Origin of the sequence: Alkalihalobacillus sp. FSL W8-0930, from assembly GCA_037965595.1 — a bacterium.
Taxonomy (GTDB): Bacteria; Bacillota; Bacilli; order Bacillales; family Bacillaceae_D; genus Alkalicoccobacillus.
Map to the genome: position 1 here is coordinate 1,606,859 of CP150183.1, position 23,505 is coordinate 1,630,363.

At 40.1% G+C, this 23,505-nt stretch carries 27 protein-coding genes; 20 read left to right on the forward strand and 7 right to left on the reverse strand.

The genetic code is table 11. The features are described from left to right. Nucleotides 1-13: 13 nt before the first annotated feature. Entirely contained in the window at nt 14-2,062 is a 2,049-nt protein-coding gene (locus tag NSQ54_08540; protein WYP28120.1) for a CocE/NonD family hydrolase, read from the forward strand. Between the two features lie 53 nt (nt 2,063-2,115). Here the strand turns inward: NSQ54_08540 and crtI are convergent, their stop codons facing one another. From crtI to NSQ54_08560, 4 genes are read right to left on the reverse strand one after another with little or no spacing between them, the layout of a single operon-like run. Then, nucleotides 2,116-3,582, reverse strand: a complete 1,467-nt coding sequence (crtI, locus tag NSQ54_08545; protein WYP28121.1) for a phytoene desaturase family protein — start codon at nt 3,580-3,582, stop codon at nt 2,116-2,118. Beyond that, nucleotides 3,579-4,688 (reverse strand): glycosyltransferase, encoded by a 1,110-nt coding sequence (locus tag NSQ54_08550; protein ID WYP28122.1) that lies wholly within the window; start codon nt 4,686-4,688, stop codon nt 3,579-3,581. Before NSQ54_08550 ends, crtI begins: the two co-directional genes overlap by 4 nt. Beyond that, entirely contained in the window at nt 4,685-5,404 is a 720-nt protein-coding gene (locus NSQ54_08555; protein ID WYP28123.1) for a lysophospholipid acyltransferase family protein, read from the reverse strand. Before NSQ54_08555 ends, NSQ54_08550 begins: the two co-directional genes overlap by 4 nt. Before the next feature lie 4 nt (nt 5,405-5,408). Continuing rightward, nucleotides 5,409-6,191, reverse strand: a complete 783-nt coding sequence (locus NSQ54_08560; GenBank protein ID WYP28124.1) for a carotenoid biosynthesis protein — start codon at nt 6,189-6,191, stop codon at nt 5,409-5,411. A 69-nt stretch (nt 6,192-6,260) separates the two neighbouring features. On the opposite strand from NSQ54_08560, the gene NSQ54_08565 reads away from it, so the two are divergent. Continuing rightward, nucleotides 6,261-7,010, forward strand: a complete 750-nt coding sequence (locus tag NSQ54_08565) for an SDR family oxidoreductase (protein WYP28125.1) — start codon at nt 6,261-6,263, stop codon at nt 7,008-7,010. 54 nt (nt 7,011-7,064) lie between these two features. Continuing rightward, nucleotides 7,065-7,403, forward strand: coding sequence for a metal-sulfur cluster assembly factor (locus NSQ54_08570; protein ID WYP28126.1), 339 nt, complete (start codon nt 7,065-7,067; stop codon nt 7,401-7,403). Nucleotides 7,404-7,449: 46 nt separating this feature from the next. Here the strand turns inward: NSQ54_08570 and NSQ54_08575 are convergent, their stop codons facing one another. After that, a complete protein-coding gene (locus NSQ54_08575; protein WYP28127.1) occupies nt 7,450-7,989 on the reverse strand; it encodes a GbsR/MarR family transcriptional regulator in 540 nt (179 codons plus the stop codon). A 169-nt stretch (nt 7,990-8,158) separates the two neighbouring features. Between NSQ54_08575 and NSQ54_08580 the strand changes: the two genes are divergently transcribed. The 4 genes from NSQ54_08580 to NSQ54_08595 are packed head-to-tail and all read left to right on the forward strand — an operon-like array spanning nt 8,159 to nt 11,561. Then, a complete protein-coding gene (locus NSQ54_08580) occupies nt 8,159-9,310 on the forward strand; it encodes a betaine/proline/choline family ABC transporter ATP-binding protein (GenBank protein WYP28128.1) in 1,152 nt (383 codons plus the stop codon). Next, entirely contained in the window at nt 9,303-9,956 is a 654-nt protein-coding gene (locus tag NSQ54_08585) for an ABC transporter permease (GenBank protein WYP28129.1), read from the forward strand. The genes NSQ54_08580 and NSQ54_08585 overlap by 8 nt, the downstream gene beginning before the upstream one ends. Before the next feature lie 18 nt (nt 9,957-9,974). Then, the gene (locus tag NSQ54_08590; GenBank protein ID WYP28130.1) at nt 9,975-10,892 is read left to right on the forward strand and encodes an osmoprotectant ABC transporter substrate-binding protein; all 918 of its coding nucleotides are present in this window, start codon (nt 9,975-9,977) and stop codon (nt 10,890-10,892) included. Then, nucleotides 10,893-11,561 (forward strand): ABC transporter permease, encoded by a 669-nt coding sequence (locus NSQ54_08595; protein ID WYP28131.1) that lies wholly within the window; start codon nt 10,893-10,895, stop codon nt 11,559-11,561. Nucleotides 11,562-11,629: 68 nt separating this feature from the next. Here NSQ54_08595 and NSQ54_08600 read toward each other — a convergent pair whose 3' ends face one another. After that, entirely contained in the window at nt 11,630-11,722 is a 93-nt protein-coding gene (locus NSQ54_08600) for a YjcZ family sporulation protein (GenBank protein WYP28132.1), read from the reverse strand. Nucleotides 11,723-11,887: 165 nt separating this feature from the next. Here NSQ54_08600 and NSQ54_08605 point away from each other — a divergent pair, with 165 nt between their 5' ends. After that, nucleotides 11,888-12,418: a PTS glucose transporter subunit IIA gene (locus NSQ54_08605; GenBank protein ID WYP28133.1), complete on the forward strand. Its 531-nt coding sequence runs from the start codon at nt 11,888-11,890 to the stop codon at nt 12,416-12,418. 93 nt (nt 12,419-12,511) lie between these two features. Further along, nucleotides 12,512-13,066 (forward strand): DUF2179 domain-containing protein, encoded by a 555-nt coding sequence (locus tag NSQ54_08610; GenBank protein ID WYP28134.1) that lies wholly within the window; start codon nt 12,512-12,514, stop codon nt 13,064-13,066. Between the two features lie 40 nt (nt 13,067-13,106). Here NSQ54_08610 and uppP read toward each other — a convergent pair whose 3' ends face one another. Further along, a complete protein-coding gene (uppP, locus tag NSQ54_08615; protein ID WYP28135.1) occupies nt 13,107-13,940 on the reverse strand; it encodes an undecaprenyl-diphosphatase UppP in 834 nt (277 codons plus the stop codon). A gap of 187 nt (nt 13,941-14,127) precedes the next feature. Between uppP and NSQ54_08620 the strand changes: the two genes are divergently transcribed. The 11 genes from NSQ54_08620 (at nt 14,128) to NSQ54_08670 (ending at nt 23,412) form a co-directional block, all read left to right on the forward strand. Further along, nucleotides 14,128-14,661, forward strand: a complete 534-nt coding sequence (locus tag NSQ54_08620; protein ID WYP28136.1) for a TlpA disulfide reductase family protein — start codon at nt 14,128-14,130, stop codon at nt 14,659-14,661. 87 nt (nt 14,662-14,748) lie between these two features. Then, entirely contained in the window at nt 14,749-15,807 is a 1,059-nt protein-coding gene (locus NSQ54_08625; protein WYP28137.1) for a DUF3866 family protein, read from the forward strand. 195 nt (nt 15,808-16,002) lie between these two features. Continuing rightward, nucleotides 16,003-16,548 (forward strand): NUDIX hydrolase, encoded by a 546-nt coding sequence (locus tag NSQ54_08630; protein ID WYP28138.1) that lies wholly within the window; start codon nt 16,003-16,005, stop codon nt 16,546-16,548. 62 nt (nt 16,549-16,610) lie between these two features. Further along, a complete protein-coding gene (spoIIM, locus tag NSQ54_08635; protein ID WYP28139.1) occupies nt 16,611-17,243 on the forward strand; it encodes a stage II sporulation protein M in 633 nt (210 codons plus the stop codon). Nucleotides 17,244-17,369: 126 nt separating this feature from the next. After that, nucleotides 17,370-17,858, forward strand: a complete 489-nt coding sequence (locus NSQ54_08640; protein ID WYP28140.1) for a Fur family transcriptional regulator — start codon at nt 17,370-17,372, stop codon at nt 17,856-17,858. A 133-nt stretch (nt 17,859-17,991) separates the two neighbouring features. Beyond that, nucleotides 17,992-18,225: a YqzK family protein gene (locus NSQ54_08645; protein WYP28141.1), complete on the forward strand. Its 234-nt coding sequence runs from the start codon at nt 17,992-17,994 to the stop codon at nt 18,223-18,225. Nucleotides 18,226-18,253: 28 nt separating this feature from the next. Continuing rightward, nucleotides 18,254-19,144 (forward strand): site-specific tyrosine recombinase XerD, encoded by an 891-nt coding sequence (xerD, locus tag NSQ54_08650; GenBank protein ID WYP28142.1) that lies wholly within the window; start codon nt 18,254-18,256, stop codon nt 19,142-19,144. A gap of 54 nt (nt 19,145-19,198) precedes the next feature. Further along, a complete protein-coding gene (gene deoB, locus NSQ54_08655) occupies nt 19,199-20,386 on the forward strand; it encodes a phosphopentomutase (GenBank protein ID WYP28143.1) in 1,188 nt (395 codons plus the stop codon). A gap of 21 nt (nt 20,387-20,407) precedes the next feature. Beyond that, nucleotides 20,408-21,220, forward strand: coding sequence for a purine-nucleoside phosphorylase (locus tag NSQ54_08660; GenBank protein ID WYP28144.1), 813 nt, complete (start codon nt 20,408-20,410; stop codon nt 21,218-21,220). A 16-nt stretch (nt 21,221-21,236) separates the two neighbouring features. Continuing rightward, nucleotides 21,237-22,067 (forward strand): purine-nucleoside phosphorylase, encoded by an 831-nt coding sequence (locus NSQ54_08665; protein ID WYP28145.1) that lies wholly within the window; start codon nt 21,237-21,239, stop codon nt 22,065-22,067. A gap of 16 nt (nt 22,068-22,083) precedes the next feature. Beyond that, nucleotides 22,084-23,412 (forward strand): pyrimidine-nucleoside phosphorylase, encoded by a 1,329-nt coding sequence (locus NSQ54_08670; GenBank protein WYP28146.1) that lies wholly within the window; start codon nt 22,084-22,086, stop codon nt 23,410-23,412. The last annotated feature ends 93 nt before the right edge of the window (nt 23,413-23,505 follow it).

The window sequence follows — 23,505 nt, forward strand, 5'->3', positions numbered from 1 at the left end:
TGGAGGGATTACATTGGTTTTTAACGTACGTGATTCGAAGTTACACATCAAAAAGGATTTTCCGAATAATGTTCATGAAATAGAGAATATATGGATTCCAATGAAAGATGGTACTAAATTATCGGCAAAGATTTGGTTACCTAAAGGAGCAGAAGAAACTCCAGTACCAGCGATTCTTGAATATTTACCCTATCGAAAAAATGATTTTACGTTCCTAAGAGATTCAATTAGACATCCCTACTTTGCAGGTCATGGGTATGCAAGTATTCGAGTTGACATGAGGGGAAGTGGAGATTCGGATGGGATTTTGTATGATGAGTACTTGCCTCAAGAACAAGAAGACGCATTAGAGATACTAGAGTGGATCGAAGCTCAACCTTGGTCAACCGGAAAAGTGGGAATGATCGGAAAATCTTGGGGAGGATTTAACGGATTACAAGTTGCTTCTCATCAACCAAAGCAATTAAAAGCAGTGATTACATTATGCTCCACCGATGATCGTTATGCTGATGATGTGCATTATATGGGCGGCAATATTCTGGCTTCCGATATGCTGTGGTGGTCATCAACTATGCTAGCATACAATGCAAGACCAGCAGACCCAGCATACGTCGGCGATGAGTGGAAGGACAAGTGGCTTGATCGACTTGAAAAAACACCTCCTTTTGTAGAAGAATGGTTAAGTCATCAACGACGAGATCATTACTGGAAACAGGGGTCTGTGTGTGAAGATTATAGCGCAATGACCGTTCCAGTGTTTGCAGTAGGTGGCTGGGCTGATGGGTATACCAACGCAATTTTTCGTTTACTAGAGAATCTTAAAGGACCTAAAAAAGGATTAATTGGTCCATGGGCACATGAATATCCTGAGGTGGCTGTGCCTGGTCCGGCCATTGGGTTTCTACAGGAGTGCTTACGCTGGTGGGATCATTGGTTAAAGGATAAAGACACTGGAATGATGGATGAACCCGTTTTGCGTGCTTGGATGCAGGATTATGCACCTCCAGAGGTGGATTATGAAGAGCGGCCTGGAAGATGGATTGAAGAACAGTCTTGGCCTGCTACATCCATTGAAACCAGAAGATACTTTCTAGATAAAGCGAATCTACTAGATCATTATAATGAAGAAACTGAAGTGAACATTTCAAGCGTACAGCAACATGGCTTATATAGTGGAGTTTGGTGTCCTTTTGGTCAACCAGGAGACCTTGCGTCAGATCAGCGAATGGAAGATGGACTAGCTGTTACTTTTACCTCAGAAGCGTTGAAAGAAGAGATGGAGATTCTAGGATTTCCAGAAATGAAGGTTACGGTTTCCTCTGATCAAAAAGAAGCGATGATAGCTGTTCGTTTATGTGATATCGCACCAGATGGGGCGTCCACGCTAATTAGCTGGGGAATGATGAATTTAAATCATCTTAAAGGACACGAGCATCCAGAAGATTTAGTTCCTGGTGAAAAGTTTGAAGTGGATGTACAGTTAAATGCAGTGGGACAAAAAATCCCGTCGGGTCATAAGCTGCAGGTATGTGTATCACCTACGTATTGGCCGCATGCGTGGCCATCCAAAAAACCAGTCACTCTTACACTCTTTACTGATGAGAATACAAAACTCGAATTACCTACCCGAACTAGAGCAGACAATGAAGAGGAGAGCTGGCCATTTCAGGCACCAGAAGCAGCTGCTGTTGCAAAAAAAGAGGTCTTACGCAAAGAGAAAAGAGAGCGTGTGATTCAGTATAACTTGCTCAGTAAAGAATGGGTACTGGATGACTTTTCTGATGAGGGCGCTAGAAAGATTATTGAAAATGGAGTTGAATATGGTAGCACGAATCGTAATGTTTATACCATAAAAGAAGGCGATCCATTATCGGCTAAGGCGACATGTGAGTGGAGTTTAACTGTAGGAAGAGGAGAGTGGCAAACAAGACTTGAGACATTCAGTCAAATGGAATCAGACCAAGAGTATTTTTATCTGAAGAATGTTGTCACAGCATTTGAATCTGATCAAGAAATTTTCACTAAAACGTGGAACAAAAAAATACGAAGAGACTATCAATAGTACATTTGTAAAAATGGCGGGGATTCTTTATCGAATCTCTCGCCATTTTTACATTACGTTTCATTAATCAAATCAGCCACATTTAACCCACTTAACACAACCATCGGCGACCCTCCACCGGGGTGAGTAGACCCACCAACAAAATACAGATTAATTACATCTTTCGCACGGTTAGCAGGGCGTAAGAATGCATTCTTTTTTGTGTTAGCAGAGACCCCATATAATGCACCTTTGTAGGCATTGTAATCCCCTTGAATGTGCTTGGGTGATATAACTTGATCCTGGGCAATATGGGGGGCAAGATCAAGACCATATACGGTTTTTAACACATGATATATATGCTGCTTGTACTCTTCTACATCTCTCGCTGTTCCATGACTTTGTAGGGCAGGTGCATTCACAAGGATAAATAAGTTATCTCCATCAGGGGAGGCACTGTGGTCCGTATAAGATGAGTTACAGATATAAATAGTAGGTTGATCACTATACATTCGTTTCTCAAACAAATCCTTAAACTCTTGTTGATAATCTTCACTAAAATATACTTGATGATGGATCAGGCTCGGTAATCGTTTGTTTAAGGCAGCTAAAATGACAAATGCAGAAATGGAAGGTTCAAGCTTGTCTCGTTTTTGATTAGAGAACGACGGGCGATCTTTTTCAGCAACTAGCTCAGGATATACTTGTAGCAAATCGCCATTCATAATCAATTGATCACATGAAACATGCGAGCCGTTTGCCAATTCTACACCCGTTGCTTTCTTGTTAGATACTTGAATGCGGACCACTTCTGTGTTGGTGTAAAGCTCTACACCTAATTCTTTTGCCCTTGTTACAAATCCCTCGGCAATACCTGGATTTCCACCTTTAACATAGTAGACCCCTTGAATCAACTCCAGATACGCAATCATTGAGAAGGTTGCTGGTGATAAGTAAGGAGAGGAACCAATATACGTTGCATAACGATTAAACATTTGCACAACCTTCTCATTTGTAAAATACCGGCGATGAAACGTATCTAATGAAGTGAATGGATGCACCTGTAATAGAGCCTTTGTTAAGGAAGGTGAAAGATAATCCTTCCAGCTTGCAAATGTACGTGGAAAGAAATGCTCTTTTGACAGTGCATAAAGGGTTGAAATGTCTTTTAAATAACGATCATACGATTCTCTAGGGATGCTGAATGAAGCTAGATTTTGTTTCATCACATCTTGATCTGCCGTCATATCAAGATATGTGCCATCAGTAAAATAATTGCGAGTATGAGTATCAAGACGCTTGAACGTGAAATAATCTTTAGGCTCAGCCCCTGATTCCCGAATGACTCGATTAAATACTTCGGGCATCGTGATCGTATTTGGTCCGAAATCAAAAGAAGCGGTTCCTAGTTGATATCTTCTCATTTTTCCACCAAAGTGCGCATTTTTCTCAAAAAGCTTCACCTGAAAGCCCTTATGAGCAAGTGAAATTGCTGAGCTTAATCCTGCCAATCCTCCGCCAATAATGACAACTGTTTTCATGAATATGTACGTCCTTTCCAAGTGAAACCTGACTTACTCCAAGCGAGTGCCATAGACCTTATAAGGATAAGAATAAAAGCGAGCGCCGAAAAAGGCATAAGCAGCCAAATCCAATTTCTTTGATTGGCTAACTGATCTATCAAAAGTCGAATGCCAAGACTAATGAGTAAAGGGAGAGCATAGTACCATGCGGAAGTAAATGCGAACCCTGCAAGAAACAATGGGAAAATAAATAGAGCACTATATAAACAAATGATACAAATAGCTAACAAGTAAGAGCGCCCGATCCCCGGAAATGCATTTTTAGAAAAGCCTTGCCATACATCGCGGTTCTGATGATACATATAACAGGTTACATGGTCTGTCACATTGGCTAAGCACGCTTTAGCTCCCGACTTTTTAATGGCTCTTGCTAGATGAACATCTTCTACTAGAGATTGTTTGACAGATGTGTGTCCGCCGATTGAGCGGTAGGTCATGGTTTCAAACAGCATAAAGCTACCATGAGCCGCGCTCGCCGCCACATAAGACGTTCGGTTTGCGAGATACAATGGCAGGTGCAAGTAGATCAGCACGTGCTGCATAGGAACAAGAAGCTTAGCGAGAAGTCCAGTAACCGGGAATTTCGGGAAGCCCGTTAATAGGCCAGATCCTTGACTTTTCATTAGCGAAACGGCTTGTTCAATGGTATTAGGCGCAAGTCTTACATCGGCATCTAAAAAGAGTAAATAAGCACCAGTAGCTTGCTGACTGAGCTGGTGACAGGCGTGTACCTTGCCAACCCAATCTGATGGAAGGTTCTTACCACTTATCAAGCTGGCATTTGCTAAACGATGTGCTTCTTGGCGGATAAGCTTGTTTGTTGAATCGGTAGACTGATCGTCTAAGAAGAGAAACTCAAGATTTGGGTATGTTAAGGCTGACAAATTCCGAATGAGCTCTACTACATTTGATTCTTCGTCTCTCATTGGGACTAAGATGCTAACCAATGGTTTCTCTTCTATCACTGATTGGTGTGAGAGCTTTGGCATAAAGAACTGGTTACAAAGAACCCAAATAAAGAGCAAGCTTAAAAGCGCGATGAAAATTAAGACAACTATAGTCATGATTTTGAACCTGACAATGTATTAAACCAATCACTAACGGAGCGATTACCTGAAAGGAGCACAGTATAATCGGACGCATCCTCACAGGAAATCTGATCTCGTTGTTGATTTAGTTGAGTAGTCATAGTTGTCTCGAGCAATGCTGTCACTTCCTGACGCGATTGATTATTGAATTGAATGGACTGGATTGGTGAACTGATCTCGATATAAAGACGTGGTTTTTGTTCATGTAACATCGTGTAATAATAGGTGACGGTATAAATCGTCACCTTTTTGTCCCCTGTAGCTAAATGCGCTGAACCTGTTTTAAACTCAAGTGGTCTTTTTTCCAAAGGTTGCTCGGCTCCTTGTGGAAACATCCAAACAGCCTTTTGATCTTGCAAAAGCCCCTTTGCGTAGGCAAGTGTTTCTACAATGGCACGGGGCTTTTCTACATCAACGGAGAACGCACCAATTCGTTTGAAGAAGGGGAATTCCTTCATCCCTTTTTCACTCATCATCGCATAGCTATGATACGGACAAACCGTTTGAGTTAAATAAAAGGTGATTAAGCCATCCCACCAGCTCGAGTGATTGGCTAAGATGAGTACACCCGTATCTTCTTTATGAAATGCTCCCTTAATTAATACGCTAGAAAAAGAGCGTTTTAGCAGCCAATATGTGTTATACAAATGCAGTGCACGACTAAACCATGCACTTTTTTGTGCTTTGATCATGAGATTATGATTCCTTCCACTTGATGTATCCAAATACTAACGGAACGCTTAGAACCATGGAAATAAGAACAGCTAACCATAGCTGATGAGTGATGGCTAAAATAACGAACATCACCACGACCATTAGATAGAGCCAAACCATTCGAGGCTCCCAATATGTATCTTTGTAACCTGTCCATTTACCGGCCAATTGGAGTGTAAGATAAACAACCGAATGTAAAATGAAGGCTAGTACAAACCAACCAAAGAAATTAGAGAAAGGAATATTGTAATAAAATCCCCCGGCTGTCCAGATCCAATACTCTTTCACCTGAAAAGCAACAGGGTCCAGCACAATATCCATAATGACAGCGGCTGTCGAGCCAAGTAATGTGTATGTCAACCATTCCAACCATTTATTCGAGATTCTCCATGTATAGGCACGAGCGATCACATGAGTTGTAGCAATAACCATTAACCATGCTGCTCCAATCGTGAAGGGCACCTCGAACAAAATCAAACCAAAATCAGGATTATAAAAATAATCTCCAAAAAGGATACCGTAGTGTACACCAACACCCTCAACAATAAAGGTGATAATGACAATTAAAATGGATAAGACCGTTCCGAGCATTCTTCCGTATTGCTTAATAAGAAAGATTGCACCGAGCACTCCGGTTAATACTAGAAATACGGTATTTGCCCATTCTAAGCTTGGTGGAAGGATATCAAACGTAAGAAGAATCACACCACATATGTACCAAAAAACAAAAAAACGAAAAATGAACCGATCAAAGTTCTCTAACATGACAACCTCCCAGAAATTCTCTAAACTATATGTAGACACTATGCTCATTGTACAATGAGCGGAGGAGGAATGGCTATGAATAAGCGTGTTGTACTCGTGACGGGTGCCGGAAATGGCATCGGTGCCGAAGTAGCTCTTGCTTTTGCAGAACAAGGTGATCAAGTCATTGTTTCAGATGTGATTGCGGAAGATGCAGATCGTACTGTAAGTAAAATTCGTGAAGCTGGTGGGGAAGCGATTGCAATTGCCTGTGATGTCTCGAATAGTGACCAAGTGAAGGCAATGATCAATCAAATTGATCACACGTATGGACGTTTAGATGTATGCATTAACAATGCAGGCATTTCAAAGTGGAAGTCACCACTTGAGTTAGAGGAAGACGAATGGGATAAAGTGATGAATACAAATGCAAAAGGAACATTCTTATGTAGTAAAGAATCCGCTAAGCTGATGGTGAAGGGCGCTCATGGTGGGTCGATTATTAATATGGCTTCAACAAGAGCAACGATGAGTGAGCCAAATTCCGAAGCATATGCTGCTTCAAAAGGAGCCATTGTCTCGCTTACGCACGCACTTGCTGCTTCCTTACAAGATCAGCATATCCAAGTGAACAGTATTAGTCCTGGTTGGATTCATACAGGTGACGTAAATGAATTAAGAGATGTAGATCATACACAGCATTTCTCAAAAAGAGTTGGTGAGCCATCAGATATTGCACGTGTATGTTTATTTTTATCAGATCCGAGAAATACATTTATAACAGGTGAAAATGTAACAATTGATGGTGGAATGACGAAAAAAATGATTTATGAGCACTAAAAAGAGGTTTCTTCTTACCTGCTAAGGGTATAGTAAAAGAGATGAGGTGTAAGGATGAGTACAGAGCAAGAAAAGCAACAAACAAAAGATCAAGTAATGGGGCAGTTAGAACAAGTCATTGATCCAGAACTCGGGATCGATATTGTGAATTTGGGGCTTGTATATGAGATTAAACTTGATGAAGATAATAATGTTACAGTTGTCATGACACTAACAGCGATGGGCTGTCCATTAGCTGGAGAAATTCATCGTTCAGTGAAGGAAGCACTAAATGAATTAACGGAAATTGGAGATATTGGAGAGGTAGAGGTGGACATCGTTTGGAATCCACCTTGGTCTAAAAGTATGATGTCACGATACGCCAAGATTGCACTAGGAGTACATGAATCATAGGATAGAGAAAACCCCTACCAGTCTCAAGGTAGGGGTTTCTTATGATCTATTCTGGTTTAGGGACGTGTTTAAAGATTTCGCCGCTTTCAAAGAAATCAATTAATTCGTCAAGCCATTGGTAATAATTCATCCACTGCTTTGTTTCGTTTAACCATAGGTTTAATTCATTTTCGGTTTCCTCGGTTAACTGATCATTTTCAAGTTCCTTGTTTAATTGATTAGCCAATCGTTTGCCAATCATTTTATTTTTTTGTATAACCTTCTGCCAATTAGAGGTGAAAAGTGAGATGAAGGTTTGATAATAATCTTCTTCGACATTATACAAATCTTTTCTTACGCCTTTTTCATATACCTTGCTGGCGATATTTAAGTCAATCATTTCGCGTACAACTTGACTCATTCTTGTTTTGCTCATTCCAGTTTCCATAGATAACTGTTCAAGCGTCATTGGTTTACGGTTTGTATAGATTACTCCAAGTACCCTGCCAACCGTAGCAGACACACCGTATGTCCGCATGTTATCAGCAATACCCTCAATATACTGTTCTTCGATTTTTTGTAAGAATTCAGAAGAAGCCCCTTTCATGTCCTGCGCACCTCATTCACTTATTATCAGAGATAATGTACCATATTTTTTTCTCTAAAAGAAGTCTCAATTTAAAATGTTGCAAATTAATCCTTTATAAACTTTTTGTAAACTTTTTATTGCATATAGTTTATAATAGAACCTGTTAATTTATTCGGAGGTGCAGAAAATGTTACGAATGGAAAATGTGACCAAAACCTATAAAGGTGGAAAAAAAGCTGTAAACAATGTATCACTCAATATTCAAAAAGGAGAGTTCATTTGTATTATTGGCCCGAGTGGCTGTGGTAAAACAACTACTATGAAAATGATTAACCGATTAATCGAACCTTCAAACGGCAAAATTTATATTAACGATGAAGATTTGTTGACACAGGATGCTGTAAAGCTTCGAAGGAAGATTGGATATGTCATTCAGCAGATTGGGTTATTCCCCCATATGACAATTGAAGAGAACATCACTTTGGTTCCTCGATTATTAAAATGGACTTCGAGTAAGAAATCAAAAAGAGCTGAGGAATTATTATCATTAGTTGATATGCCTAAAGATTATTTAAATAGATATCCGCATGAACTAAGTGGAGGTCAACAGCAACGGATTGGGGTATTACGTGCTTTGGCCGCAAATCCGCCACTTATTTTAATGGACGAGCCATTTGGAGCGCTTGATCCGATTACCAGGGATTCCTTGCAGGAAGAATTTAAGCGACTGCAGCGATCATTGGATAAAACCATCGTATTTGTCACACATGATATGGATGAAGCAATTAAGCTAGCTGACCGAATCGTTATCATGAAAGATGGAGAAATTGTTCAGGTGGATTCTCCCGAAGAAATTTTACGTAATCCAGCGAACGAATTTGTAGAAGATTTTATTGGTAGAGAACGTCTATTACAAGGACGACCAAATGTACAGACGATCGCCCAGGTCATGAGTAAAAAACCAATTTCTATTAGCGGGGAACAAACACCGGCGAATGCCTTAAAGCTAATGAAGCAGTCACGAGTAGACTCGCTCCTTGTAACGGATGAAGCTGGTATCTTAAAGGGATACATTGATCTTGAGTCTATTGACCGCAATCGATCATTGGAATCCATCGACTCCTTAGTTAAACCAAGTGTTCATAAAGTGCAAGAAGATGCCTTAATTAGAGACACGATTCACCGGTTGTTAAAACGTGGAGTGAGCTATTCTCCCGTCGTCAACAGCGAAGATAAGCTAGTTGGGATAGTGACTCGAGCTAGTTTGGTTGATATGGTGTATGACTCCATTTGGGGAGAAGATGAAAGTGTTGCAGTTGGGGGAGTAAACCATGAATGAGTTGACGGAGTTTTTACAAGCAAACGGAAGCGAACTTCTTCTTAAAACCTGGGAACATATTTATATTTCTTACTTGGCTGTTTTACTTGGGATCTTAGTCGCTATTCCTTTAGGTATTGCATTAACTCGTGTCCCAAAACTTGCGCAATGGGTGATAGGTACAGTGAGTGTTTTGCAAACCATTCCGAGTCTTGCTATTTTAGCCTTTTTTATTCCTTTTCTAGGAGTGGGAACTGTACCCGCGGTTGTTGCCTTATTCTTATATTCCGTTTTACCAATTCTACGTAATACGTACACAAGTGTAAAAGAGGTTGATTCAAACTTAATAGAGGCTGGCAAAGGAATGGGGATGACCACATGGGAGCGAATTAAGGGGATTGAATTACCTCTTGCGTCTCCGGTCATAATGTCTGGCATTCGTGTGTCCTCGGTGTATTTAATTGGTTGGGCTGCTCTTGCATCTTTTATTGGAGCTGGAGGCTTAGGTGATTTTATTTTTAGTGGGTTAAACCTTTACGATCCATCGTTTATCATAGCGGGAGCCGTGCCTGTAACAATCTTAGCTCTATTAACTGATGTGATTTTTGGAAAAATAGAAAAGACTGTTACACCTAAAGGCATTCAAACACATGAGAAAACCGTGTAACAGAAGGAGATGTTCATCATGCTAAAAATAAAATCAATGGTTGCTATATCAGTACTAGCAACTGTTTTAACTGGTTGTTCGTTACCTGGTTTAAGTGGACCGGCAAGCGGAACTGTAAAGATCGGTGCGGTTAATACATCAGAGTCAATGATCATTGGAAATATGATAAAGGAGCTGATTGAAGAGGAAACGGATTTAAAAGTTGAGATGATCAATAACTTAGGTTCTTCCATCGTCATGCATCAAGCCATGTTGAATGGGGATGTAGACATTGCAGCTACTCGTTATACGGGAACTGATATAGCAGGTGCCTTAAATTTGGAACCAGTGATGGATCCGGAAGAAGCCCTTAAGGTCGTACAAGAAGAGTTTCCGGAAAGATATGATCAAGTATGGTTTGATTCGTATGGGTTTGCGAATTCATATGCCATTACAGTAACGAATGACATGGCGGACCAGGAGAATTTAGAAAAAGTTAGTGATTTGGAGGAGCAAGCTGATAAGCTTCGTGTTGGCGTAGATGGATCATGGATCAATCGAGCCGGAGATGGATATGAAGGATTCCAAGAAACGTATTTTGGATTTGAAAATATATCTCCTATGCAAATCGGTCTTGTGTATGACGCGGTTGAAAGCGGACGTATGGATGCAGTTCTTGCTTATACCACAGACGGACGAATTGCTGCATATGATTTGAAAATCCTTGAAGACGATCGTCAGTTCTTTCCGCCATATGATGCGTCTATGGTTGTAGATAACGAACTATTAAGAGAGCACCCGGAGCTTGAAGCCATTTTAAATCGATTAGTTGGAACGATCGATACAGAGAAAATGCAGGAATTGAATTACGAAGCGGATTTCTTTATGAAAGAACCAGCCGTTGTGGCAAGAGAGTTTTTAGATGAGAATCAGTTTTTTGCTGAAGGGGTTGAGTAAATGGACATCATACAAGATTTAATTCTATATTACTCTCAGAATGGGGGGTATGTATGGACAGAATTTTATCGGCATTTTCTAATGTCGGCGTATGGAGTATTCTTTGCTGCTCTTGTTGCCATACCTCTTGGTATTCTTATTGCTCGTTATAGCAGGCTAAGTGGTGTGGTCTTAACCATTACAAATGTGATTCAAACGATCCCGGCCCTTGCGATGCTAGCTGTTTTGATGCTTGTATTAGGTTTAGGTGCTAATACGGTTGTGTTAGCGTTGTTTCTCTACTCGTTGCTACCCATTCTACGAAATACGTATATCGGTATTAAAAATGTCGATCGTTCACTCGTGGAATCGGGGAGGGCGATGGGTATGACAAGATGGCAGCTATTGTATATGCTTGAACTGCCTCTTGCGTTGTCAGTCATTACCGCGGGCTTGCGCACGGCTTTAGTATTTTCAATTGGAATTACGACGATTGGAACGTTTATAGGAGCTGGTGGACTTGGCGATATTGTAATCAGAGGAACAAACGCCACCGATGGAGCGGCCATTATTTTAGCTGGTGCGATTCCAACTGCCTTGATGGCCATCTTAGCTGACGTTGTAATGGGGTGGATCGAGCGGATACTTTCCCCATCTTCTAAACAACAAAAGCAAACGAATCCAGTTTAATAGAAAAAGACCTCAACTGACATCAACATCAATCAGTGAGGTCTTTTTAAACACAAAGATAGGTTGACTTAGTAGCTGTAAGCTGAGCCAACGATCACTAGAAGAATGAATAAAACAACGATAAACGCAAAACCATTTTCATATCCGCCCACTGTCAACACTCCTTTATTGTAGCCTACTGTATACTATGTAGCAGGATGAAAAAAGCGTGGGCACTAACGCCCATTTATCACAAACCGCGTTTTATTAGGCAAGGGCTGATTGATATAGTAAACTAAAGTAGTGAGTTATTCTATTAACAAGTCAATTGAAGGGGAGTGTTCTTAATGTTAAAAAAATTGTTTGGGTTAGACAAAAATGAAAATCAACAATCAACAACGGAAGAAACTCCAACGGAAGAAACGGTTTTTGCAGTGGCGAATGGAACGTTGGTTGCACTTGAAGATGTACCAGATCCAACATTTTCACAAAAAATGATTGGGGACGGGGCGGCAATTGAGCCAACGGATGGCAGAGTGGTCGCACCGATAGCGGGAGAAGTTATTCAAGTATTCCCAACTGGTCATGCGGTTGGCATACGTACAAAGGGTGGAGCAGAGCTTCTCATTCATATTGGTCTTGAGACTGTAAATATGGATGGGGAAGGATTCACTGCCCACGTAAAAGAAGGAGACAGTGTAGATGTTGGATCACTTCTTGTGGAATATGATCTTGAGCTTGTAAAAGAAAAGGCATCAAGCACGCTTATTCCAGTTGTTGTAACCAATCATGAGGATCTAGGCGGAATTCAGGCCGAAACGTCAGGCGCTTCAGAGGCGGGCTCCACTGCGCATTTAACTGTTAAATACAAGCGTTAAAATCGTCACGGAGAATCCATAAATACATGCTAGTTTTTCTCCATCTTTCCTGTTACACTACGATAGTTGTATGTATTAAGAAAGGGTGTTGGCATGTCAGCTTTACTCGTATTTGTTGTGCAGCTTCTATATGTTCCTATTCTAACCATTAGAACAATTATGATGGTTAAAGGAATGAAGGAACGTGCGGCAGCAATGGGCGCTTTGGAAGGTATTATTTACGTTGTGGCCTTGGGAATAGTATTCAGTGATTTAAGTAACTATTATAATATGATTGCCTATGCTTTAGGCTTCGCTGTAGGTCTTTATATCGGAGCGATCATTGAAGAAAAGCTGGCAATTGGATATCTAACATTTGAAGTAAATATTCCGACAAGAAATCAAGAGTTAATTGATAGGTTAAGAGAAGTAGGTTTTAGTGTTTCCTCTTCAGCTGTAGAAGGTATGACATCTACTCGTTATCAGCTAGACTGTACAGCGAGACGAGATCGAGAGAAGGAATTTATTCGCGTGGTGACTGAATACGAACCAGCAGCGTTTATCGTTTCCTTTGAACCGAGAAGCTTTAAAGGTGGATATATTACAAAAGCAATGAAGCGTCGTCGAGAAAAGTATTTAAAAAAGAAAAAGAATGCAGAACAATCATAAGCAAAAACCCCGTTCCATATGGAGCGGGGTTTTCTTTCACTTAAAACTGGCTAGGGTCAACATCTCCGAGATAGAAATACACAAACAATGCTAGGATAAAGCAGTAAGCTGCAAAATACACAAGCTTGCTTTTCTTTAAGAAGTTAATAAACCAAACAATTCCAAGTAAAGATGAGATAAACGTAACGATAAACGCAACAATTAATGGGAATGCCCCTGCAACAGCAAGCAGTTCACCGTTTAGTAAATCTTTAATGGCAAGTACGGTTGATCCAAGAATAACTGGAATGGATAACATGAAGGAATAACGTACAGCAGTTTCTTTAGTTAATCCAGCAAACATTCCAACAACAAGTGTTGTTCCTGACCGAGAAAGTCCAGGGATTAAAGCAATAGATTGTCCGATTCCAATAAGGACTGAATCAAACAGAGTCATATCCTTCTCAGTACGGTTCCCTGTTCGAACCACACGCTCAATGATAATGAGAAAAATCCCTGTGATGGCAAGTGAGATGGCAATCATTGTTGGACCTTTTAGTGCAGTAGAAATGTAATCTTCAAATAGAATACCTGCTACACCAGTGATCACTGTAGCTACTAGTATGTAAATTGAAAACCAGAAGCTCGTTTTATTTTCCTCTGAACGATTCTTAATGTAACCAAAAAAGCCAATAATTAATTCAATTAAATCTTTTCGGTAATAAATGATAACCGCTAAAACAGAGCCTAGATGCAGTAAGATTTCAAACCCAAAACCAGGGAAAGAAATATCAAATAGCAATTGGGTAATTACAAGGTGGGCGGAGCTTGAGATTGGAAGGAATTCAGTAAGTCCTTGTACCAATCCTAGCACAATGGCCTCAAGTATTGTCATAGTCATATTCCTTTCTTTCGCTGTTCATCTCTTTACTATGTATATGTTCTACTAGCTGCTTCATTCTAGCAAATATTTACTCGTTCGTGAAGGCTTTTTCAAATTTATACATGTTCTTACCATCTTGCCGAACGAAACAGCTGACTATATACTGAATATACTATTAATCATTTGGAGCGGACTGTCTATGAAACGTAAATTAACAATATTCATATTCATTATTGCAATTTGTATTGGAGCGGGTTTGCTCGTTAATCAACTTGTTAATGGCTCAAAACAGGTTGGTACTCAAGAAGGAATGCAAACGGAATCGATTCATTTAAAAACGGCGGATGGGCAAACAGCTGATGTGTTTGAACCGAAAAATCGTGTAACCGTATTAAATGTTTGGGCAACATGGTGTGAACCTTGTGTACGTGAGCTTCCAGCATTAATGGAGCTAGAATCAGATTACAATCAAAAAGGCGTTGACGTTGTTACGTTAAATGCTCAAAAGTTTGAACGAGTACCTGAGCATACGTTTGAATTTATGGAAGAGCAACAGCTGACATTACCTGTGTTTTTAGACTCTGAAGGTGAATTTTTTGATACATACAGCGTGCAAGGGTTACCGACAACATTTATAGTGGATGCAGACCAAACCATCGTGAAGCGTATTGAAGGAGAGGTTCATTACGAAATGATTCAAGAAATGATTGAACCGCTCCTACCTCCTAGCTAGAGAATAACAGAAGATCCTTGTATTAGGGATCTTCTTTTTTATGCGTATGATACATAAGATGAAGCGATACGTGAGGGGAGGGATAACGTGGAACAGGAATGCTGGACAGTGACTGATTCCATTCTATTTGAGGATGAAACCATTCAAATTATACGTACTGCGGATACTTCCTATCCTGCCGTCCTTTACAAGCGGTTTTTTCCCGCTGTCTCAATAGGCACGAGACTTTTAATTAATCAAACAGCTACAGCACTTAAACTCGGATCGGGGGGGTATGATTTTGTAAAGCATGTGATGGCAAGTAAAAGACAGCCCACTAAAAGCAACAACCATATTATGAAGCTGCGATATACCTCTTTGCAGCATGTCGGAAACAGTGTAGAAGAAATGAAAGAACTATCTTCCTTGTTTGAAAACCACCTTTCCTTACAAAACAAAAAAATCATTCTTGCGGAATTACACAGTATGGTTCCTCTTATCTACGATGTAGCCACTGAAATTGATGCTGCTACATCCTGCTGTTTTATTTTCGATGACAGTGCTTCATTAACGATTGAGATCAGTTCGCATATTCGTAGACTTCAATTGTTGAGCAATTTTCATTCAATTACAGTTGGTCAATGTGTAGGGGGAGAGTACGATGCGGTTAGTCTAGCTACAGCTCTTCAATTTGCTCATGGCTATCTTCAGGCAGATCTAATTATTATTTCCGTTGGACCGGGTGTGGTAGGAACTGGGACTAAATACGGTCACTCAGCAATGGATATCGCGAATTGGGCTAATACGGTTGGTTCGTTAAGTGGTTGTCCGGTATGGATACCTAGACTTTCTTTTGCAGATAAAAGAGAACGGCATTATGGACTAAGTCATCATACCATTACTCCATTACTTGATTTCACCTATTGTCCATGTGTGCTTGTCTTTCCTCCGTTACAAAGCGAACAAAAGCAGCTGATTGCATCACAATTGACTGGAGCTGGCAAGGCTAATCATCGTATGATTTATTCGTCAAAACTATCTAATGAGGAAGCTGTAAAACGTGCCTTAGCAGTGGGGAAGGTTAAAACAATGGGACGTGAATACAATGATGACCCAGTGTTTTTTGAAGCTGTATCTGAGGCCGTTTCTTTTTGCCTTGAAGGATAAACATCTTGAATCCATTCTGACACATATACTTGTTTCTTAAGTTGCTGTTTTAATCTAGCTTTAATTTCCCATGCTTTTCCGACCATTAAAATACCATCTTCATGAATGTGAATATTCATACTATCACTCCTCTTTGTTACGTATGGTACACTCTTATGAGAGAATTCATACTGATAGACCAAAGGAGTTTGAGTCATGACACACTTAACGGAAAAAACCATCTCAACAGAATCAATTTTTAAGGGAAAGGTTATCTCTCTTCAGGTTGACACGGTTACCCTTCCAAACGGAAATGAAAGCAAAAGAGAGCTCGTAAAGCACCCAGGAGCGGTGGCTGTTATTGCAGTAACAGATGAAGGGAAGATCGTGCTTGTGAATCAATACCGCAAGCCGCTTGAAAAGGCCATTCTAGAAATTCCTGCAGGCAAAATTGACCCAGGTGAAGCACCAATTAAAACAGCTGCTCGTGAACTAAAAGAAGAGACAGGGTACGAAGCAAAAGAATTAGAGCTTGTTACATCCTTTTATACATCTCCTGGATTTGCAGATGAGATTATCTATTTATATGAAGCAAAAGAATTAATTCAAGGTGTGGCGAACCCGGATGCAGATGAATTTGTAGAGGTTACAGAAGTAACGCTTGAGCAGGCTCAAGCTTTAGTTGATGATCAAACCATTCATGATGCCAAAACGGCTTATGCCATCATGTACCTTCTATTAAAACAAGCCCAAGCGAAGTAGTCATAGTCATATCTGATGGCCTGTCCTCATATCCTAAAATAGGTTAATGAGGGGGCCATTTGATGAAAAAGCGGACTATTCAGGAAGTCATCCTGACACATGTTGAAGAAAATCGTACAATCTATTTGTTTACAACCGTCTTGTTTCTAATTGGTATCGTCTTTGGTGCAATCATCGTCAATAGTTTACATCTAAATCAGAAGAATGACTTATATATGTATCTAAATCAATTTTTTGTACAAGTTCAAGATGGGAACATAGCAGGTTCAAAAGAAATCTTTAGTCAGAGTTATATTCATTATGGTAAGTATTTTGCTTTGATGTGGATTTTAGGTTTATCTCTCATTGGACTTCCAGTCATTTTAATTCTCCTATTTTTAAAAGGAGTTGTCGTTGGATTTACAGTTGGGTTTCTAGTCAATCAAATGGGATTTCAAGGCTTTCTATTAGCGGCTGTCTCAATTCTACCGCAGAATCTTTTGCTTGTTCCTGCCTTTATTATTGTTGGAACGGTGAGTGTATCTTTTTGTTTGAAGATGATCCGTCAGCAATTTGGTAAAAAAGTTCATCAGCCTGTTTTTCCTCAATTTCTCCGTTATTCATTACTACTTTTGTGTATAGGAGGGGCCTTGTCAGTTGCTGCTGCTCTTGAGGCGTACGTTTCTCCTTATCTCATGAAACTAGTTGTTGGATAAGTGATACTCATTTTCATATAATAATGATTATTAGTTAATAGATAATAATCATTATCAATTGACACTGTTTTTCAATAAGATTATAATAAACGTATTGAAATGGAAGTCGGGTTAGGAGGAGTACTGATGGAAAATCGTCTTGAGCGAATAAAAAAGCACCTTCATTCTCAAAGCTATAAGCTGACCCCTCAACGAGAAGCAACAGTGATGGTATTACTTGAACATGAAGAAGACCACTTGAGTGCTGAGGATGTATACCTCCTCGTAAAGGACAAAGCTCCGGAGATTGGTTTGGCAACAGTGTATCGGACATTAGAACTTTTAGCAGAGCTAAAAATTGTTGATAAAATTAACTTTGGTGATGGGGTATCCCGCTTTGATCTTCGAAAAGAAGGAGCGGCTCATTTTCACCATCATTTAGTATGTATTGAATGTGGAGCAGTAGATGAGATTGAAGAGGATTTACTAGGAGACGTTGAGAAAGTAGTAGAACGAGATTACAACTTTAAAATAAAGGATCATCGTTTAACGTTTCATGGAATCTGCTATCGTTGCAAGGATCAATACGCAGATGAGTCAGAAGAAGAGACAAAAGAAATGCAAAACCAAGCTTAATAAGGCTATAAGAAAGACGTTATGATTATTCATAGCGTCTTTTTTGTATGTTTTCATATAGAAGGTATATTCCTCTTAGAAAATGGCATACCTTAAACTAGAGATGCTTGTTTTAAAGAGGAGGAAGGTTAGAATGAAAGACTGGGTTATCGCTGGATTACAAACATTTAAAGTCATGCTTTTATTTATTGGATGCACGTTATTCTTTTATTATGGTATTCTATGGGTAAGTCAAGAATATGAGAGTTACTATCGCTATGATTCTCCGAGTGGAAATGCGGTGAAAGTAACAACGGAAACGGATTCAGAACCCGATCACCCGTCTCTTTTAACTAGACTTGGCTGGTTTTATCAATTGGGAGAATAAATGCTTAGAAGATGGATGTGACTCAGCGATGGTTGATGATGTAGAAGACTATATCCATTATTTGCAGGTTGAAAGAGGATATTCAGAGAATACGATTTCTTCTTATCGAAATGATTTAAAGTCCTACCTCGCTTATCTAAAAAATGTGGAGACGATCTCTCGTCTTTCAGATGTGGATCGTTCTTTCATTGTTCAATACCTTTTTTTCTTAATGGAAAAGGGACGTGCTGAAACAACGATTGCGAGAAGTATTGCTTCGATACGAGGACTTCATCAATTTCTGTTACGTGAAGGAAGGGTCGGTCATGACCCTAGCGTTCATGTTGAAATTCCAAAGGCACCTAAACGATTACCAAAGGTTCTATCCCCTGAGGAAGTTGAAGCGTTACTTGAGGCACCAGGTAAAGGAGATTCAATTGCCTTGCGTAATCAAGCGATGCTTGAAGTCATGTATGCAACGGGCATAAGGGTTAGTGAATTAATTGGGTTAACAACGTCTGATTGCCATTTAACAATGGGTTTTTTGCGTTGTATTGGAAAAGGAAACAAAGAACGCATTATTCCTCTAGGATCAAAAGCAACAGAGGCTGTACATACATACTTAGAAAAAGCACGTCCACATTTACTGAAGGGTCTGCGACACGATACATTGTTTGTTAATCACCGTGGGGGTGAATTGTCCAGACAAGGGTTTTGGAAGATCTTGAAACAGCTTGCGCTAAAGGCACATATTGATAAGCCTTTAACCCCTCATACGTTACGCCATTCATTTGCAACGCATTTATTAGAAAATGGTGCAGATTTAAGGGCGGTTCAGGAAATGCTAGGACATGTAGATATTTCAACAACTCAAATTTATACTCATGTAACGAAAAGTCGGATGAGAGATGTTTATTCTATGTATCATCCAAGAGCATAGGTCAATCTCAATGTTGTCTGACATCAGACATTGAGAAGTGAAAGGGGTCATAAGATGAACGAACAATCGTATAAACGAGTCTTTTTAATTGTTATGGATTCAGTAGGAATAGGAGAAGCACCAGATGCCGCCGCGTTTGATGATGTGGGGGCAGACACCCTTGGTCATATTGCTCAAGCAATGGGAAGCATACAGCTACCTACGCTTGAAAAGCTTGGTTTAGCTAATATTAAGGAAATAAAAGGCCTTCAGGCTGCTGACAAACCAAAAGCGCATTATGGAAAAATGCAAGAAGCTTCAAATGGAAAGGATACGATGACTGGTCATTGGGAGATTATGGGACTTAACATTACTGAACCCTTTCAAGTGTTTCCTGATGGGTTTCCTGATGCATTATTAAATGAGTTAGAAAAGCAGATTGGTCGAGGATTTCTTGGGAATAAGGTAGCCTCTGGTACAGAGATTCTTGATGAGCTTGCAGAAGAGCATGTGAAAACAGGCAAGTTGATTGTGTATACATCTGCTGACTCTGTTCTTCAAATTGCTGCTCATGAGGACATTGTTCCGATCAATGAGCTTTATGACATTTGCGAAAAGGCACGTGCACTCACATTGCAGCCTGAATACATGGTGGGCCGTGTGATTGCCAGACCATTTGTAGGCGAAAAAGGAGATTGGAAGCGAACACCTAATCGCCATGATTATGCATTAAAGCCATTCGGTCGGACAGTCATGAATGAATTAAAGGATGGTGGGTTTGATTCCATCGCCATTGGCAAGATCTCTGACATATATGATGGTGAAGGAATTACTCAAACCATTCGTACCACATCTAATGATGACGGAATGGATAAGTTTTTTGAAAGTATGGAACAGGACTTTACGGGCTTAAGCTTTTTAAACCTTGTTGATTTCGATGCGTTATTCGGTCATCGTAGAGATCCAATCGGTTATGGCAAGGCACTTGAGGAGTTTGATCTTAGATTAAAGGATGTCATTAAACAGCTTCGTAGCGGAGATCTTTTAATGATTACGGCCGACCATGGAAATGATCCTATACATAAAGGAACGGATCATACACGTGAGTACGTACCATTATTAGTATTTGATCCAGATCAAACGGATACTGTGGACTTGGGTATTCGTTCAACATTCGCGGATGTAGGTGCGACAGTTGCTGATAATTTTGGTGTAACAGCACCTGAGTATGGGACAAGCTTTTTAAATCAATTAAAAAAGTAACACAAATGGGAGAGGTTAAGCGTGAAAAAAGAATTAAATCAAACGGCAGACTATATCAAAGGTAAGCTTTCAGCCACACCTAAAATCGGATTAATTCTTGGCTCAGGACTGGGTGTCCTAGCAGATGAAATCGAAAATCCAACAAGCTTGCCTTACGAAGATATTCCGAATTTCCCTGTTTCAACAGTTGAAGGACATGCGGGACAATTGGTGGTAGGAACGATTGAAGGGAAACAAGTCATAGCGATGCAAGGCCGTTTTCACTACTATGAAGGCTATTCTATGGAAGAGGTTGTGTTCCCAGTAAGAGTCATGAAAGAGCTTGGTGTGGAACAGTTAATCGTGACAAATGCGGCAGGAGCGGTTAATGAAAGCTTTTCCGTTGGAGACCTTATGATTATTCGTGATCATATTAACAATCAAAGTGCTAACCCGTTAATTGGACCGAATGATCCTTCACTTGGATTGCGTTTTACAGATATGTCTAACGCATATTCGAAGGAACTACGCACTCTAGCTCATGAACAAGCTTCCAAGTTTGGTTTAGCTCTTCAGGAAGGAGTATATGTGGCCAATACAGGACCTTGCTATGAAACACCTGCTGAAGTTCGTATGGCACGTGCTCTCGGTGGAGATGCAGTGGGAATGTCTACAGTACCTGAAGTCATAGCTGCTAGACATGCTGGACTCGAGGTTCTAGGTATTTCTTGCTTATCTAATATGGCAGCAGGAATACTAGCGCAACCTTTAAATCACGAGGAAGTAATTGAAGTAACTGAGCGAGTTCGCTCGTCTTTCCTAGGTTTAGTAAAATCAATTTTAAAAGAAATGTAAAAAAGGGGATAGTTAAATGAGTAACTTTGTTGAGAAAATTAAAGAATCGGCATCATATTTACAATCTTTTATTGAGAATAAGCCTGAAATTGGATTAATTTTAGGATCAGGTCTCGGAGAGCTTGCTGACGAGATTGAAGGAGCGGCTAAAGTTCCTTATGCAGATATTCCGAATTTCCCTGTTTCTACAGTAGAAGGACACGCAGGCCAGCTAGTTATCGGTAAGCTTCAGGGAAAAACAGTGATCGCGATGCAAGGTCGTTTTCATTACTATGAAGGATACCCACTTGAACAAGTAACGTTTCCTGTACGAGTGATGAAAGAACTTGGTGTGAATCTATTGTTTGTGACAAATGCATGTGGAGGGATGAACAAATCTTTCCAACCTGGTGATCTAATGATTATTACAGATCATTTAAATATGACAGGAGTGAACCCGCTAATCGGTCCTAATGCACCTGAGCTTGGTCCTCGCTTCCCTGATATGAGTCAAGCATATACAAAAAAATATGTTGATCTAGCACTTCAAACAGCTAAATCATTAGATATTAAGGTTCAACAGGGTGTGTATGCTGGTGTAAGTGGTCCTACATACATGACAGGTGCAGAGTTAATTATGCTCCGTAATCTTGGTGGAGATGTTGTCGGCATGTCAACAGTTCCAGAAGTCATTGTTGCAAGCCATGCAGGGATGGACGTCCTTGGTATCTCTTGCGTAACAGATATGGCAATTGGTGAAGAGATTGCAGGAATTACGCATGAAGAAGTGATGGAAGTAGCTACACGTACAAAACCATTATTTATTAAGCTCGTTAAAGAATTAGTCGCGCAAGCAAAACCTGAATAAAAGGGGACATGTTGGCATGAGAATGGTTGATTTAATTGAAAAAAAGCGCAATGGTGAAGTCCTAACAGATCAGGAAATTCAATTTATTATTGAAGGATATACAAAAGATCAAATTCCTGATTACCAAATGTCAGCGTGGGCTATGGCTGTGTTCTTCCAAGATATGAATGACCAAGAACGTGCTGCATTAACAATGGCTATGGTTAAATCAGGTGAAGAGATTAATCTGTCAGCTGTTGAAGGAATAAAAGTAGATAAGCATTCCACCGGAGGCGTTGGTGATAAAACAACCATTGCACTAGCCCCTCTAGTTGCATCTGTAGGTGTACCTGTTGCTAAAATGTCCGGTAGAGGACTGGGGCATACTGGTGGGACCTTAGATAAGCTGGAGTCCATTCCTGGTTTTCATATTGAACTCACAACAGAAGAGTTCATTCAAAAGGTAAATGAAAACAAACTGGCGGTTATCGGACAAACAGGCAACTTAACACCTGCTGACAAAAAGCTTTATGGGCTCCGAGATGTAACGGGTACGGTCAATTCGATCCCGCTTATTGCGAGCTCTATCATGAGTAAGAAGCTAGCATCTGGTGCGGATGGTATTGTACTTGATGTGAAAACGGGAACAGGCGCTTTTATGAAAGAGCTCTCTGATTCAAAACAGTTAGCACAAGCAATGGTGAAGATTGGTACTAAGCTTGGAAAGAAAACAATGGCAGTTATCTCTGATATGAATCAGCCGTTAGGTCTTGCTGTTGGGAATGCTCTTGAAGTAAAAGAAGCCATTGCAATGCTTAAAGGCGAAGGTCCAGAGGACGTACTTGAGTTATGTTTGACGCTTGGAAGTCATATGGTCGTTATGGCTAAAAAAGCAGAATCCGTAGACGAAGCGCGTAAGGCACTTGAAGAAGCAATATCTTCTGGAAAAGCAATCGAGACGTTAAAAACATTCATCGAAGCACAAGGTGGAGATGCATCTGTTGTTGATGATGTGACTAAATTCCCTGAAGCACCTTATAAGATTGAAGTAAAGGCTCATTCAGAAGGAATGGTTAAATCAATTGAAGCAAATCGTATTGGAACAGCTGCGATGATGCTTGGAGCAGGCCGTGCAACGAAAGAGGATGATATTCTTCTCGACGTTGGCCTCGTTCTTCATAAGAAGATTGGAGATGTAGTGAGAGTGGGCGATCCGATCGTTACGTTACATAGCCGCGAAGAACAAGCAGAAGAAGTCGTATCAATTGTTCAAAAAGCCTACGATATCGCTCATGAGCACATTGAAGCTCCTACGTTGATTTACGAAGAAATCACAGCGTCACAAGGGACTGGATTTGTTTTATAATATCAATCAAGAAGCAATGAGCCTGAGACAAAAATAAAAATCAATGAGAAAATGGCGAATGATTCTATGGTTGAATCATTCGCCATTCGTATG

Excerpts from the sequence above, each read along its gene's own strand:
- NSQ54_08580 (WYP28128.1), top strand. The coding sequence starts at position 8,159 with ATGTTACGAATGGAAAATGTGACCAAAACCTATAAAGGTGGAAAAAAA.
- NSQ54_08555 (WYP28123.1), bottom strand. The coding sequence starts at position 5,404 with ATGATCAAAGCACAAAAAAGTGCATGGTTTAGTCGTGCACTGCATTTG.
- NSQ54_08620 (WYP28136.1), top strand. The coding sequence starts at position 14,128 with ATGAAACGTAAATTAACAATATTCATATTCATTATTGCAATTTGTATT.
- deoB (WYP28143.1), top strand. The coding sequence starts at position 19,199 with ATGAACGAACAATCGTATAAACGAGTCTTTTTAATTGTTATGGATTCA.
- NSQ54_08575 (WYP28127.1), bottom strand. The coding sequence starts at position 7,989 with ATGAAAGGGGCTTCTTCTGAATTCTTACAAAAAATCGAAGAACAGTAT.
- NSQ54_08560 (WYP28124.1), bottom strand. The coding sequence starts at position 6,191 with ATGTTAGAGAACTTTGATCGGTTCATTTTTCGTTTTTTTGTTTTTTGG.
- NSQ54_08595 (WYP28131.1), top strand. The coding sequence starts at position 10,893 with ATGGACATCATACAAGATTTAATTCTATATTACTCTCAGAATGGGGGG.
- xerD (WYP28142.1), top strand. The coding sequence starts at position 18,254 with ATGGTTGATGATGTAGAAGACTATATCCATTATTTGCAGGTTGAAAGA.
- NSQ54_08640 (WYP28140.1), top strand. The coding sequence starts at position 17,370 with ATGGAAAATCGTCTTGAGCGAATAAAAAAGCACCTTCATTCTCAAAGC.
- NSQ54_08565 (WYP28125.1), top strand. The coding sequence starts at position 6,261 with ATGGCTATGAATAAGCGTGTTGTACTCGTGACGGGTGCCGGAAATGGC.
- NSQ54_08590 (WYP28130.1), top strand. The coding sequence starts at position 9,975 with ATGCTAAAAATAAAATCAATGGTTGCTATATCAGTACTAGCAACTGTT.
- NSQ54_08605 (WYP28133.1), top strand. The coding sequence starts at position 11,888 with ATGTTAAAAAAATTGTTTGGGTTAGACAAAAATGAAAATCAACAATCA.
- NSQ54_08550 (WYP28122.1), bottom strand. The coding sequence starts at position 4,688 with ATGACTATAGTTGTCTTAATTTTCATCGCGCTTTTAAGCTTGCTCTTT.
- uppP (WYP28135.1), bottom strand. The coding sequence starts at position 13,940 with ATGACAATACTTGAGGCCATTGTGCTAGGATTGGTACAAGGACTTACT.
- NSQ54_08610 (WYP28134.1), top strand. The coding sequence starts at position 12,512 with ATGTCAGCTTTACTCGTATTTGTTGTGCAGCTTCTATATGTTCCTATT.
- NSQ54_08630 (WYP28138.1), top strand. The coding sequence starts at position 16,003 with ATGACACACTTAACGGAAAAAACCATCTCAACAGAATCAATTTTTAAG.
- NSQ54_08670 (WYP28146.1), top strand. The coding sequence starts at position 22,084 with ATGAGAATGGTTGATTTAATTGAAAAAAAGCGCAATGGTGAAGTCCTA.
- NSQ54_08585 (WYP28129.1), top strand. The coding sequence starts at position 9,303 with ATGAATGAGTTGACGGAGTTTTTACAAGCAAACGGAAGCGAACTTCTT.
- NSQ54_08645 (WYP28141.1), top strand. The coding sequence starts at position 17,992 with ATGAAAGACTGGGTTATCGCTGGATTACAAACATTTAAAGTCATGCTT.
- NSQ54_08665 (WYP28145.1), top strand. The coding sequence starts at position 21,237 with ATGAGTAACTTTGTTGAGAAAATTAAAGAATCGGCATCATATTTACAA.
- NSQ54_08570 (WYP28126.1), top strand. The coding sequence starts at position 7,065 with ATGAGTACAGAGCAAGAAAAGCAACAAACAAAAGATCAAGTAATGGGG.
- spoIIM (WYP28139.1), top strand. The coding sequence starts at position 16,611 with ATGAAAAAGCGGACTATTCAGGAAGTCATCCTGACACATGTTGAAGAA.
- crtI (WYP28121.1), bottom strand. The coding sequence starts at position 3,582 with ATGAAAACAGTTGTCATTATTGGCGGAGGATTGGCAGGATTAAGCTCA.